A 13,551-nucleotide genomic window follows, 5' to 3' on the forward strand; every position below is an offset into this window, starting at 1 on the left:
GTTGTGTGGAGATTAAACAAATTGAACAGCTGTTGACAGAGCAGCTGCAACTCGCCGAAGTGTATGTGCGGGCCGAAGGCTCGCATTATTCGGTAACAGCGGTAGGTAACTGTTTTGCCGATGTCAGCCGGGTTAAGCAACAACAAATGATATATGCACCTTTGATGAGTGCAATTGCCGACGGCAGTATTCATGCTGTTAGCATTAAGGCCTTTACGCCGGAACAATGGCGCAGAGAAAAACTTTTAAACCCACCTGTGTAAGAATACTATGCAACAATTCCGCGTTACTGCCAGTGGCCCTTTGCAAGGTGAGGTGATAATCTCCGGTGCGAAAAATGCCGCATTACCTATTTTGTTCGCCAGTATCTTGTCTGAAAAACCCAGCACCATTACCAATGTGCCAAAGTTAAAAGATATTGAAACCACGTATCAGTTATTACAGTTATTTGGCGCTAAATTATCGGTAGATACAAACTGTGTTACCGTTGATGCTGGTCAGATTAACAATCAGTATGCTCCTTATGAGCTGGTTAAGACCATGCGGGCTTCTATTCTGGCTCTAGGCCCGCTGCTAAGTCGCTTTGGCCAGGCAGAGGTATCGTTGCCCGGCGGTTGTGCTATTGGTGCGCGCCCGGTCAATCTGCATATAGACGGTCTGCGTAAGATGGGCGCCGAAATTCAGGTTGAGAATGGTTATATTAAGGCCCGCGCCAGCCGTTTAAAAGGCGCCCATATTATTATGGAAATGGTCAGCGTTACCGGCACGGAAAACCTGCTAATGGCAGCGGTACTGGCTGATGGGATTACCACCATTGAAAATGCTGCCCGTGAACCTGAAGTTGTCGATTTAGCGACCTATCTGAATACTATGGGCGCAAAGATAACCGGGGCGGGCAGTGATACAATCCGGATTGAAGGTGTCAGTGCTTTACATGGCGGTAGTCACCGGGTATTACCAGATCGGATAGAAACCGGTACTTTTCTGGTTGCGGCTGCGGTTACTGGTGGTGATGTCACCTGTGTCAGCGCCGACCCGTCAGAATTAGAAGTTGTACTGGAGAAGCTGCGCGAAGCAGGTGCCGACATTACCACTGGCAAAGATTGGATCAGACTGAACATGACAGGCAGAAAATTACACTCTGTCGATGTGAAAACAGTGCCGCACCCTGGCTTTCCTACTGATATGCAGGCGCAGTTTACCGTACTAAATGTGGTCGCTGAAGGTGTGGGAGTTGTTACTGAAACCATTTTCGAAAACCGCTTTATGCATGTGCCTGAACTACAAAGGATGGGGGCTAAAATTCGGCTTGAAGGGAATACTGCTGTTTGTCAGCATAGTCCGAAGCTGATGGCGGCACAGGTTATGGCTACCGACTTACGGGCTTCGGCCAGCTTAGTTATAGCAGGTTTAGTGGCTGAAGGTCAGACCCTGGTTGAACGGATTTATCATATCGATCGGGGTTACGAGCGTATTGAGCATAAACTGCAAAAGCTGGGTGCCAAAATTGAACGGATAGAAGCAGCCTGATAACAGGCTGTTTCGCTTAGTAACGTGTTAACCCCGGCGTAACTCACGCACCACAGTAGGCACTTCAATAATCTGGCCATTGCGATCGATGGTCAGCATTAATTCAGTATTTGGCGCTGTTTCAGCAATCAGGTTCAGTGCCTGGCGGGTATCAGAGAATTGTTCACCGGCAATTTTCAGAATAACATCACCAATCTGCAAATCGGCTTCGTCGGCTGGTCCACCCGGATTAATTGCGGTCAGCGCCAACCCATACATTTTCTGGCCAGTTGATACCAGTTTGTCGCCAGCTGCATTGACCACCGCGTCGCCCGACACGCCCAAATGGCTGCGGGTAACCCTGCCATATTTGATCAGTTTCTGCATAATATTTTGGGCCAGCTGATAAGGTACCGCGAAGAAAATACCCTGAATCTCCTGGTTTTGTAATTGAAATGCCGCCGCATTTATGCCAACTAACGTGCCATTGGTGTTGACCAGAGCACCACCAGAATTACCTTTATTGATCGCTGCATCCATTCGCATAAAATCGATATAACCACGGGAACTAAGGCCAGTATTGCCGTTGGCGCTGATAATACCCTGAGTTATGGTTTGCCCCAGATTCAGCGGGTTACCAATCGCCAGCACCACATCGCCTACCTGCGGGTCCAGCTCATTGTCCTGGGGGATGACGGGGAGGTTATCCGCTTCGACATACAGCACCGCCAGATCTGAAATGACATCCTGCCCAATTAATACGGCCTCCAGCCAGCGCCCATCCTGCAGCGCAACCTCTATATGATCAGCACCGGAAACCACATGATGATTTGTTAAAATGTAGCCTTTGGCACTCATAATAACGCCAGAACCCAGTTCTTGGCGCTCAATAGAGCGCGGCTGAAACCCCCGGGGATCAATAACTCTACTGCGGGTATAGACATTAACAACCGCCGGGGCTGCTTTTCTTACCGCTCTGGCATAGGAAACGGGGGCAGGTTCAGTTTGTTCGGCTTTAGTTTGCCATGTTGGCAGGCTTATGCCGGTTAAATTCGGAAAAAACAGTAAAATGACCAATGCCAGAGCCAGGCCATAAACAATACTTTTAAGGATAAACAGGAAAAAATTTCGCACAGAAGTCTGGTAGCCGATCAATAAGTGCAGCTAGCATAGCACTTCTTGTGCTCAAGCAGTAGCCACTTAGCTACTGCTTAAGCTAATTTCAGTTATCTGAGTAGAATGTACAGGTCATCATTGCCACGGCGGATATAGAGTGCCGCCACGCCTTGCCGTCCTTCCAGAATTCGCCTCAGTTCTGCCAGATTGGCTACGCGCTGCCGGTTGACGCCGGTAATAATGTCGCCTTGTCGTAATCCAACTTGTTCAGCGACTGAGCCACTGGCAAGCTCAGTGATCTCGACGCCTTTATCACTATTATTTAAGGTTGCACCACGTAACATCGGGTGCAGTTCATTTGCTGCAACCTGAGCCGTTTCAGCCTGGCGTAAAGTAACACTGACTTTACGCTCCTTGCCATCGCGCAAGATGCCAAGCTCAGCTTTGCGCCCTGCTCCCAGGGTAGCAATTCTGGCTCTTAGTTCATTGAAATTATTAATGCTGTTACCATTCATACTGACTATAATATCACCGGCTTTCAAGCCTGCGGCTGCAGCAGCAGTGTCAGGTAAAACTTCAATAATGAAGGCGCCACGACTTACACCTAAATTCAGCGCTTCAGTGAGTTCTGAATTGACATTATCACCCCGGATACCAAGGCTGCCCCGGCGGATTTCGCCAAACTCAAGGATTTGCTCAACCAGGTTTTTCATCATATTTGAGGGAATAGAAAAGCCGATACCGACATTGCCGCCATTCGGCCCGAGAATAGCGGTATTAATGCCAATCAGCTCACCGCGCAGATTAACCAGGGCACCGCCCGAGTTACCGCTGTTAATTGCGGCATCGGTTTGAATAAAGTCTTCAAAACCATCCATATTAAGGCCGCTGCGGCCGAGTGAACTGACAATACCTGAGGTAACGGTCTGTTCCAGACCAAAGGGGTTACCAATGGCAATAGCGTAATCCCCAACCCGTAATTTGTCTGAGTCGGCCAGTGGAATCTGTACCAGCTTTTCTGCTTCAATCTGCAGCAGGGCTATATCGCTTTGCGGGTCTGCACCAAGTTTCTTTGCGTTGAAGCTGCGACCATCTTTTAAGCGGACAAGAATTTTATCCGCATCCTGCACTACATGGTTGTTTGTCACAATGTAGCCCTTGGCAGCATCGATAATGACACCGGAGCCGAGACCACTGAAAGGTCGCTCCTGACGCAGCTCGCCCTGGCCGCGCTGGCCGAAAAAGTGACGAAACGCATCAGGGATACGCTGGCGTACCTCCCGGCTGCCTTCAACCGAAATGTGTACTACAGCAGGGGTCGCTTTTTCCAGCATGGGCGCCAGCGTAGGCATTTCTTGTTTGTCTGAATTAAAGAAAGGCAAGGCGGCCTGCGCGGTGCTGGCCGGAACAGCTAATGTCGCTGCCAGCACGGCAGCATGTAACACGGACAATTTCATCTTCATCGCGTAATAGTCTCCTCTACAAACATGCGACTAAGAACGTTATCGCAGAGAAAAAGTTCAGCGTTTACTAAAAGCGTTGTGTAACGAAGTATTACTCGGGCTTGCTGACCTTCCGCTCTTTAATCAGACCGCTTGCTTCACCGGAGTAGTCGCGGGGCTGTTCATCAACTGCGGAATACACCCGGCGCTTTTCATCGATCTGATGTAATGATTGTTTAATATGGGCAGCGGTATCGGTTGACAAGTAATTCAACTCAGAATTTTTTGTGGTAGGTGGTTGCTCGACCAATTGCATTTTAGACTGTTGGACGTGGCGGGCTATCCGCGAGTAATTATCTTGCAGCTGGGTCATCAGTTGGTTGGTCACGTCCAGATGTTGCGACACATCCTGCCGATATTGGCTAAGTTGCTCACGGCTGGCATCCAGCTCCTGCTGCAGTTTATGGCTGTTAAACTGCTTTAAACTGTACAATCTGGCCAGAATTGCACCGACAATTAAACCGACTGCCAGGCCCGCCAGGGCGAACGTGAGATCCATATCAACTCCTAAATAGTAAATTCTGTAACCAGTGTACCTTAACTTCTTAGCGTCAGTGGTAAGGCATGTTATTATTATCACCTGTTTTGCCCGCTAAACCAACTAAGTTTCCAGCCAGAGACCATGACACCAACAGAAAAATATCAGCAAGACTTAACCAGACCAGACTTTCATCATGATACGGCGCAGGAACATGCTGTAAAACAGTTGCAGCGGTTATATGACGATTTTGTGCAAATGTTACCGCAACGTCAGTCATGGTGGCAGAAGCTGATGTCCGGCACACCAGAGACTAAACCCCTGACCGGTTTGTATTTCTGGGGCGGGGTCGGCCGCGGTAAAACCTATCTGGTCGATACGTTTTATGAGTGTTTGCCAACGAAACGCAAAATGCGGATTCACTTTCATCGCTTTATGCATCGGGTGCATGAGGACATGAAACAGTTGAAAGGCGTGAAAAATCCGTTGCAACAGGTCGCTGACAATTTTAAACAGCAAACCGATATTATTTGTTTCGATGAGTTTTTTGTGTCGGATATAACCGATGCAATGATTCTAGGTACGCTGATGCAGGCACTGTTTGCCCGCGGCATTACCCTGGTCGCTACCTCGAACATTGAGCCTGATGGCTTGTATCGCAACGGTTTGCAGCGCGCCCGTTTTGTCCCGGCAATCAATCTGATTAAACAACATTGTCAGGTTTTTAACGTTGACAGTGGGATTGATTACCGACTGCGTACTCTGGAGCAGGCCGAAATTTATCACCATCCATTAGATGAGCAGGCCGAGCAGAATTTACAACAATACTTTATGGCGCTGTCAGTAGAGCCGCGCCAGCAATCCTGCCAGATTGAAGTTGCCAACAGAAAGTTGACCGCGGTGGCGGAAGCAGACGGTATTGTCTGGTTTACCTTTAATACCTTGTGTGAGAGCGCACGCAGTCAATACGATTATATGGAGCTGAGCCGTTGCTACCATACAGTGCTGCTGGCCGGTGTTAAACCGATGGGCCGCCATAATGAGGATGTCAGCCGAAGGTTTATTGCCCTGGTTGATGAATTTTATGAGCGCCAGGTAAAGCTGATTATCTCGGCCGAAGTAGAATTGGAGCGGTTATATACGCAGGGTTTACTGGAGTTTGAGTTTAAACGTTGTATCAGCCGGTTGCAGGAAATGCAGTCACGTGATTATCTGGCATCGCCACATTTACCGTAGCGGTAGCGGGGTAACGGCAACATTTCTGATATTTTTTCAGTAACAGGGCTGATCTTTGTAATTGTTTAATATATAATCCGCGCCCGGCCTACGTTACAGCCTCATACTGCCGTTAGCCCGGTAGTTTTTGTACTCGAAGGGGTGCGATTACGACATTGTTAGCAACAGCCCTGCGCAATGTTAGGTGTAACTTAAGTTTATTTGGAATAGGTTTAGATGAAAACTTTTACTGCAAAGCCAGAAAGCGTAGAACGCGACTGGTACGTTGTTGATGCAAACGGTAAAACACTGGGTCGTATCGCAACTGAAATCGCTGCTCGTTTACGTGGCAAGCATAAGCCAGAGTATACGCCTCACGTTGACACCGGTGATTACATCATCGTTATCAATGCTGAGAAAGTAACGGTTACTGGCAACAAAGCGAAAAACAAAATGTATTACTCGCACACTGGTTTCCCAGGCGGTATCAAGGAAATCAGCTTTGAGAAGTTGATCGCGAAAAAACCTGAAATGGTTCTGGAAACTGCTATCAAAGGTATGTTGCCAAAAGGTCCATTGGGCCGCGCTATGTTCCGTAAGTTAAAAGTTTACGCTGGCGCAGAGCATCAACACACTGCTCAGCAACCGCAAATTTTAGATATTTAATCGGAGCATAACATGGCACAGAATCAATACTACGGAACTGGTCGTCGTAAAAGCTCAACGGCCCGTGTCTTCTTAAAAGCTGGTTCAGGTAACATTGTTATCAATCAGCGCGTTCTGACCGAGTACTTCGGCCGTGAGACTGCCTGTATGGTAGTAAAACAGCCGCTAGAACTGGTTGATATGGTTGAGAAGTTCGACCTGTACATCACTGTTAAAGGTGGTGGTATCAGCGGTCAGGCCGGTGCTATCCGTCACGGTATTACCCGTGCACTGATGGAGTTTGACGAATCACTGCGTCCGGCACTGCGTAAAGCAGGCTTTGTAACGCGTGATGCTCGTAAAGTTGAACGGAAGAAAGTGGGTCTGCGTAAAGCACGTAAGCGTCCACAGTACTCGAAGCGTTAATTCGCTGCAGGTACCAAAAACCCGGCTTTTATGCCGGGTTTTTTATTTTCCGGGGTTTGCCGATGTTGTTTGGCTGTAAGCCCTGAACTGTAACGCTTTGTTGCTGTTTAAGCCGTGGTGACCCCGATATATTAGCTATTCATCTCGCCTTAAACCTTGTGTAAAGCAAGGCTTTTCATTATGATCGGCGTTATTTTTTAAACTTATAATAATTGCTGGAATTCAGCCGCTTAAATTTGTTTTAAGTTAAGCGTTAATGTGGAGATGAGTGGATGAGCAATGCGCCTGTAGATCATGGTCGCCGCCGCTTCCTTACCATTGCTACCTCAGTAGTGGGAGGCGTGGGTGCTGTAGGAGTGGCTGTACCCTTTATTGCATCCTGGAATCCGAGTGAGCGGGCTAAACAAGCCGGTGCTGCTGTAACGGCAGACATAAGCAAACTTGAACCAGGGCAGCTAATTCGGGTTGAGTGGCGGGGAAAGCCGGTGTGGATCGTTAAACGCACGTCGGAAACCCTGGACCAGTTAGAGTTAACTGAAGAGAATCTGCGCGACCCTGGTTCAGAAGTGGCCCAACAGCCCGCTTATGCCCAGAACCGTCATCGCTCCATTAAGCCTGATATTTTTGTTGCAGTTGGTATTTGTACTCACCTTGGTTGTTCACCCACTTATTTGCCAAATGACTTTTCTGCCCAGGTTGAAGGCATTCGTGCGGGTTTCTTCTGTCCATGCCATGGTTCTAAATTCGATATGGCTGGCCGGGTATTTCAGGGCGTACCGGCACCGACCAATTTAGTGGTGCCACCACATATGTTCATCGACGATAACACCATAGTGGTAGGCGAAGATGAGGGGGCTGTCTGATGTTTAAAAACCTGATGAGCTGGATTGAATACCGCTTACCCTTTATGGATAAGATGAACCTGCATGTGATGCAGTATCCGGCACCGAAAAACTTTAATTTCTGGTACTTTTTTGGCTCACTGGCCATGTTGGTACTGGTTAATCAGATTGTTACCGGCATCTGGTTAACCATGAATTATGAACCTTCAGCTGAGGGCGCTTTTGCCTCTGTTGAATACATCATGCGTGATGTCGATTATGGTTGGTTACTGCGCTATATGCACTCTACCGGCGCGTCGGCCTTTTTCGTGGTGGTCTATCTGCATATGCTGCGAGGCATGATGTATGGTTCTTACCAGAAACCACGAGAGCTGCTGTGGATTTTTGGGATGTTAATTTTCCTGGTATTAATGGCTGAAGCCTTTATGGGGTATTTATTACCCTGGGGTCAGATGAGCTTCTGGGGTGCACAGGTATATTATTGGTATCTTCGGTACTATCCCCTTTATCGGTGAAGACTTAACGCTGTGGATCCGCGGTGACTATGTAATCTCGGGTGCAACCCTGAACCGTTTCTTTGCCTTGCATGTTATCGCGCTGCCACTGGTACTGGTTATTCTGGTGTTTTTGCACATTATGGCGCTACACGAAGTAGGCTCAAACAACCCGGACGGTATCGATATTAAGAAAGATAACGACGGCAGTGTTGAGCAAACAGAAGCTGATAAGAAATTTACGTTCCATCAGTATTTTACCCGCGGTGGTAAGAAAGTGATTGTCGATGCTATCCCATTTCATCCGTACTACACCGTAAAAGACTTAGTGGGTGTAGCCGGCTTCCTGTTAATTTTTGCCTGGGTTATTTTCTTCCTGCCCGAAGGCGGCGGTTATTTCCTGGAGCCGCCAAACTTTGAAGCGGCTAACCCGCTGAAAACACCAGAGCACATTGCACCGGTTTGGTACTTTACGCCTTTCTATGCGATTTTACGGGCAATTCCACACCCATTTATGGGTGCCGTGGCGATGTTCGCAGCTATCGTGGCGCTGGCGTTGTTGCCATGGCTGGACAGAGGCAGAGTTCGTTCAGTACGCTACCGTAGCGGCCTGCACAAAGTAAACCTGATTAATTTCTGTATCAGCTTTGTTGCCTTGGGTGTACTGGGGGTATTGCCTGCTGAAGGTGTCTATACCTTACTGGCACAGATTTTCTCGTTTACTTATTTTGGGTTCTTCGTGTTGCTGTTCTTCTACAGTAAGAATGAAAATACCAAGCCATTACCAGTGAGGGTTACCTAATGATGAAAACGTTATTGTCTGCTGTTGCATTATTAGCTTCTTCACTGGCGATGGCAGCGGGCCCGGCAGTACCATTAGATAAAGCGCCTATTGATTTAACCGATAAGGCGTCACTGCAAAACGGTGCCCGGCTGTTCCAGAACTATTGTCTGGGTTGTCACCAGATGCAGTATCAGCGCTATTCCCGTACCTTCGCCGATCTGGATATTCCGGAAGAGCTTGGGATGGAACACCTGATGTTCACCGGTGAAAAAGTCGGGGATCATATTACCAACAATATGTCGGCTAAAGACGGTGAAAAATGGTTTGGTGCCACTCCACCCGATTTAACCAACGTAGCCCGGGTTCGTGGCCCGGATTGGTTGTATACTTACCTGCGGGCGTTCTATGTTGACGACAGCCGGCCATTTGGCGTGAATAACGAAGTGTTTCCGATGGTAGGCATGCCCCACGTGCTGCAGGAATTGCAGGGTGTACCGAGCAAGACTTACGAGACACGGTTGGTTGATGGTCAGCCCAAAGAAGTCTACGTTGGCATTCAGACTGATGGTAGCGGTGAGTTAAGTACAGAAGAGTATGATAGCGCTATCGCAGATCTGGTAAACTATATGGAATATGTTGGTGAGCCTACCAAACTCGAAGCACATGCTTTGGGTTACAAAGTGATGATCTTCTTATTGATCTTCTTTGTGTTAGCTTACTTGCTGAAGAAAGAATACTGGAAAGATGTTCACTAATTAGTTGATTTAACTAGTATTGAGATACCAGGGGCCTTAGCGCCCCTTTGCCGTTTTTTATTTTACCGGAGGAATAAATGGCGATCATTGCCAATAAGCGCCCTGTGATGACACTTTTCACAGCTATTGATGATATGTACAGTCACCAGGTGCGTATTGTACTGGCTGAAAAGGGCGTAACTGTTGATATCCTTCAGGTAGCTCAGGATAACCTGCCAGAAGATTTGTATGAAGTTAACCCCTATGGCAGCTTACCGACATTACTTGACCGTGAACTGGCGCTTTATCAGGCCGATATTATTATGGAATATCTTGATGAGCGTTTTCCGCATCCACCCTTAATGCCGGTGTACCCGGTAGCCCGTGGTCAGGCCCGGCTGATGATGTACCGGATTAAAAATGACTGGTACAGCCTGGCTGAGAAAGTGCTGACCAATGCCGATGACGCTGATAATGCCCGCCAGGAATTGAAAGAGGGCTTGCTGTCGCTGGCCCCGTTGTTTAACGAAACCCCATTTTTCATGAGTGAAGAATTTGGTTTGGTTGACTGCTATATGGCGGCACTAATGTGGCGTTTGCCCTCACTGGGCATCGAATTTCAGGGCCCTGGCAGCAAAGAGCTGAAAAATTATATGGCGCGGATTTTTGAGCGTGACGCGTTTCAGGCATCACTGACTGAAGCTGAGCGGGAAATCCGCCGCGGGATGCGCTTGTAATGGCGGCAATGTCACCAAACCGCCCGTATTTAGTACGGGCGTTTTACGAATGGATAGTTGATAACGACTGTACGCCGTATTTGGTGGTAGATGCCAGCTATCCGCAAGTAAAAGTACCCCAGCAGTTTGTCCAGAATGGTCAGATTGTACTGAACGTTTTACCTTCTGCTGTAGGTAATATGCAGTTGGGAAATGATGCCATTACTTTTAACGCCCGCTTTGGCGGTCAGCCATTTGCGCTATTTATTCCGGTAAAAGCGGTGTTAGCCATTTATGCCAAGGAAAATGGTGCCGGCACGGTGTTTACGCTGGAAGAGGAGGAAGATGATGCCGAGTTATTTTCTGAACCTTTTGACGATGATGATACACCAGAGCCGCCTAAGCCGAAAAAAGGCAGCCACCTTAAGGTTGTTAAGTAAAGTTTTTGCAAAGGATAATGTTCGTAATAAAGCTGCCATCGGCAGCTTTATTTTTTTGCTGCTGCCAATTGCCAGAAAGTTTGGAGCAGGGGTTGCTCCCGTTTTTTGCTCAACATACAGACACCCAGCTCAAACGGCTGAAACTGGTAACTGATGTCGAGAATTCGCACCCTATCGCGCACCGGGCTGTGGTTGATCACCGGCTCCGGTACTACCGCGACGCCACTACCCAATGCCACCATTGATACCATCGCCTCGTGGCCATCAACCTTTACCGCCACCTTAGGCGTTATATTGCAATCTCTCAGCCATTGGTCAGAGCGGGAGCGGGCTGGTCCATGATCCGATTGCACCAGTGGAATGTCATTCCAGTTGACAGGAGCGGCATAGAGTAAATCATTCACTTTGCAGGGAATAACTGGTGCAATCAGCCAGACTGGCAGTTGAGCAATTCGTTGAAATATCATATTAGCCGGTAAATGTGCCGGGTAGGCCGCCAGGGCAATATCGACTTCGCCGGCTTTAATTTTCTCAAACGCCATTGCTGCGTCGCCAGTGGTGAGCGTAATGTCGGCTTTCGGACATTGCAGCCTGAATTTATCCATTATGGCTGGTAAGTGGCTGTAACTGGCGGTAACGGTGCAGAACAAACGGATTTCACCGGTTAACTCGGCACTGGCCAGTTGCAAATCCTGCTGTAACTGATGCCATTCATCCAGCCAGAGCCGGACAAACTGCTGCACTCTTACTCCCTCACGGGTCAGCTGTACTGATCGCTTATCACGGTCAAACAGCAAAGTACCCAGCTCGTCTTCCAGTCGCTGGATCACCCGGGTCAGGGTAGAGGGACTGACATACATTTGCTCGCTGGTTTTAGCAAAATTCAAACTGGAGGCTAAATGCAAGAATAATTGGGCGCTGCGAATATCCATAGCTTTTCTTAATTGCATAAAGTGAAATACAGAGTTGTAAATATATCACTTTACGCAATATAAAGCAGCGACTACCATTAACTTATTAACGCACTTTGCTGGCTGCCCCTGTCATCAATCAGTCATCGCGCCTGACTATGATAAGTAAACCAGAGATGCGTAAGGTAAGCCTGGCTTATCCGCTAACCTGAATTTTGAGAAATAGTATGAGCAATTATTTTAATACCTTAAGTTTACGCCAGCAGTTACAGCAGCTGGGTCAGTGCCGCTTTATGGATAAAAGCGAATTCAGTGATGGCTGTAACTTTATAAAAGACTGGAATATTGTCATTGTTGGCTGTGGTGCTCAGGGGTTAAACCAGGGCCTGAATATGCGCGACTCTGGCTTAAATATCAGCTATGCCCTGCGCGAAGAGGCGATCAAGGAAAAGCGTGCATCATTCGAGAAAGCAAGCAGCAATGGTTTTACGGTGGGGACTTATCAGCAGTTAATTCCACAAGCTGATTTGGTATTAAACCTGACTCCGGATAAGCAGCATAGCAGCGTGATTGATGCGGTAATGCCACTAATGAAACAAGGCGCAACCTTAGCGTATTCACATGGCTTTAATATTGTTGAAGAAGGTAAGCAAATCCGGCCGGATATCACGGTAGTGATGGTGGCACCGAAATGCCCGGGCACTGAGGTGCGGGAAGAATACAAACGCGGCTTTGGTGTACCAACGCTAATTGCGGTGCACCCGGAAAACGACCCGCAAGGTCAGGGTTTAGCGGTAGCGAAAGCTTACGCTTCGGCTACTGGCGGCGATCGGGCAGGGGTGTTGCAGTCGTCATTTATTGCTGAAGTAAAATCAGATTTAATGGGTGAGCAAACCATCCTGTGCGGCATGTTGCAAACCGGTGCGATTCTGGCTTTCGATAAACTGGTTGCTGAAGGCACTGAAGCGGGCTATGCCGCCAAATTAATTCAGTATGGCTGGGAAACAGTAACCGAAGCACTGAAGCACGGTGGCATTACCAATATGATGGACCGGCTGAGCAACCCGGCCAAAATTAAAGCTTATGACCTGGCAGAAGAGTTGAAAGTAACCCTGCGGCCATTATTCGAAAAGCATATGGACGACATCATCAGTGGTGAGTTTTCACGCACCATGATGGCTGACTGGGCGAATGATGATAAAAACCTGCTGAGCTGGCGTGAGCAAACCCGTGACAGCGGCTTTGAACAAGCGCCGGTATCGGACGAAAAAATTAGCGAGCAGGAATATTTCGACCGCGGTATTTTGCTGGTCGCGATGGTAAAAGCGGGGGTAGAGCTGGCGTTTGAAACGATGGTAGATGCCGGCATTATTGCGGAGTCTGCTTACTATGAGTCATTGCACGAAACACCACTTATTGCTAATACCATCGCCCGTAAGCGTTTGTATGAGATGAACGTGGTTATTTCTGACACTGCTGAATACGGCAACTATCTGTTTGCTCATGCTGCTGTGCCATTGCTGCGTGATAAGGTAAACAGCTTAAGTAGTGAGTATATCGGCAAAGGGTTCAGCCAAAGCCAGACCGGCGTCGATAACTTAAAACTGATTGCGGTAAACGACGCTATTCGCCAGCACCCGGTAGAAGTAGTAGGTAAAAAATTACGTGGTTATATGACTGCGATGAAACGAATTGTTGAGGCAAGCTAGACTGCCTTTAAAGAATGATGTGGTTAATGG

General features: G+C 48.0%; 14 protein-coding genes and 1 pseudogene. 11 read left to right on the forward strand and 4 right to left on the reverse strand.

The window, feature by feature from the left end; all coding sequences use genetic code 11:
* Positions 1-5: 5 nt before the first annotated feature.
* Together KG631_RS04875 and murA are read left to right on the forward strand one after the other, a co-directional pair.
* Entirely contained in the window at positions 6-263 is a 258-nt protein-coding gene (locus KG631_RS04875) for a BolA/IbaG family iron-sulfur metabolism protein (protein WP_213995773.1), read from the forward strand.
* Between the two features lie 7 nt (positions 264-270).
* Positions 271-1,530 (forward strand): UDP-N-acetylglucosamine 1-carboxyvinyltransferase, encoded by a 1,260-nt coding sequence (murA, locus tag KG631_RS04880; RefSeq protein ID WP_213995790.1) that lies wholly within the window; start codon positions 271-273, stop codon positions 1,528-1,530.
* Between the two features lie 27 nt (positions 1,531-1,557).
* Here murA and KG631_RS04885 read toward each other — a convergent pair whose 3' ends face one another.
* The 3 genes from KG631_RS04885 to KG631_RS04895 all read right to left on the reverse strand — a co-directional run bounded on the left by KG631_RS04885 (position 1,558) and on the right by KG631_RS04895 (position 4,626).
* Positions 1,558-2,643 carry a trypsin-like peptidase domain-containing protein gene (locus KG631_RS04885; protein ID WP_365868211.1) on the reverse strand — a complete coding sequence of 362 codons (1,086 nt, stop codon included), beginning with the start codon at positions 2,641-2,643 and terminating at the stop codon, positions 1,558-1,560.
* Between the two features lie 92 nt (positions 2,644-2,735).
* Positions 2,736-4,088, reverse strand: coding sequence for a Do family serine endopeptidase (locus KG631_RS04890; RefSeq protein ID WP_213995799.1), 1,353 nt, complete (start codon positions 4,086-4,088; stop codon positions 2,736-2,738).
* A 91-nt stretch (positions 4,089-4,179) separates the two neighbouring features.
* Positions 4,180-4,626, reverse strand: a complete 447-nt coding sequence (locus KG631_RS04895; protein ID WP_213995806.1) for a YhcB family protein — start codon at positions 4,624-4,626, stop codon at positions 4,180-4,182.
* Between the two features lie 123 nt (positions 4,627-4,749).
* Here KG631_RS04895 and zapE point away from each other — a divergent pair, with 123 nt between their 5' ends.
* The 8 genes and pseudogenes from zapE to KG631_RS04935 all read left to right on the forward strand — a co-directional run bounded on the left by zapE (position 4,750) and on the right by KG631_RS04935 (position 10,901).
* Positions 4,750-5,841 (forward strand): cell division protein ZapE, encoded by a 1,092-nt coding sequence (gene zapE / locus KG631_RS04900; RefSeq protein ID WP_213995811.1) that lies wholly within the window; start codon positions 4,750-4,752, stop codon positions 5,839-5,841.
* A gap of 216 nt (positions 5,842-6,057) precedes the next feature.
* Entirely contained in the window at positions 6,058-6,486 is a 429-nt protein-coding gene (gene rplM, locus KG631_RS04905; RefSeq protein WP_019675269.1) for a 50S ribosomal protein L13, read from the forward strand.
* Between the two features lie 12 nt (positions 6,487-6,498).
* On the forward strand, positions 6,499-6,891 hold the full coding sequence (gene rpsI / locus KG631_RS04910; protein WP_097112381.1) for a 30S ribosomal protein S9: 393 nt from the start codon (positions 6,499-6,501) through the stop codon (positions 6,889-6,891).
* A gap of 272 nt (positions 6,892-7,163) precedes the next feature.
* Positions 7,164-7,754 (forward strand): ubiquinol-cytochrome c reductase iron-sulfur subunit, encoded by a 591-nt coding sequence (gene petA, locus KG631_RS04915; protein WP_213995818.1) that lies wholly within the window; start codon positions 7,164-7,166, stop codon positions 7,752-7,754.
* A gap of 14 nt (positions 7,755-7,768) precedes the next feature.
* A pseudogene (locus tag KG631_RS04920) lies at positions 7,769-9,029 on the forward strand (cytochrome b N-terminal domain-containing protein).
* The gene (locus tag KG631_RS04925; RefSeq protein WP_213995825.1) at positions 9,029-9,766 is read left to right on the forward strand and encodes a cytochrome c1; all 738 of its coding nucleotides are present in this window, start codon (positions 9,029-9,031) and stop codon (positions 9,764-9,766) included. Before KG631_RS04920 ends, KG631_RS04925 begins: the two are co-directional and overlap by 1 nt.
* A gap of 77 nt (positions 9,767-9,843) precedes the next feature.
* Positions 9,844-10,482 carry a stringent starvation protein SspA gene (sspA, locus tag KG631_RS04930; protein ID WP_213995832.1) on the forward strand — a complete coding sequence of 213 codons (639 nt, stop codon included), beginning with the start codon at positions 9,844-9,846 and terminating at the stop codon, positions 10,480-10,482.
* Complete coding sequence (locus tag KG631_RS04935) at positions 10,482-10,901, forward strand: ClpXP protease specificity-enhancing factor (protein ID WP_213995838.1); 420 nt, start codon at positions 10,482-10,484, stop codon at positions 10,899-10,901. Before sspA ends, KG631_RS04935 begins: the two co-directional genes overlap by 1 nt.
* A 47-nt stretch (positions 10,902-10,948) precedes the next feature.
* Here the strand turns inward: KG631_RS04935 and ilvY are convergent, their stop codons facing one another.
* A complete protein-coding gene (gene ilvY, locus KG631_RS04940; protein ID WP_301003613.1) occupies positions 10,949-11,851 on the reverse strand; it encodes an HTH-type transcriptional activator IlvY in 903 nt (300 codons plus the stop codon).
* Between the two features lie 188 nt (positions 11,852-12,039).
* On the opposite strand from ilvY, the gene ilvC reads away from it, so the two are divergent.
* Positions 12,040-13,521 carry a ketol-acid reductoisomerase gene (gene ilvC / locus KG631_RS04945; RefSeq protein ID WP_213995844.1) on the forward strand — a complete coding sequence of 494 codons (1,482 nt, stop codon included), beginning with the start codon at positions 12,040-12,042 and terminating at the stop codon, positions 13,519-13,521.
* Positions 13,522-13,551 lie beyond the last annotated feature (30 nt).

This window comes from Arsukibacterium sp., assembly GCF_018402695.1.
Lineage (GTDB): Bacteria > Pseudomonadota > Gammaproteobacteria > Enterobacterales > Alteromonadaceae > Alishewanella.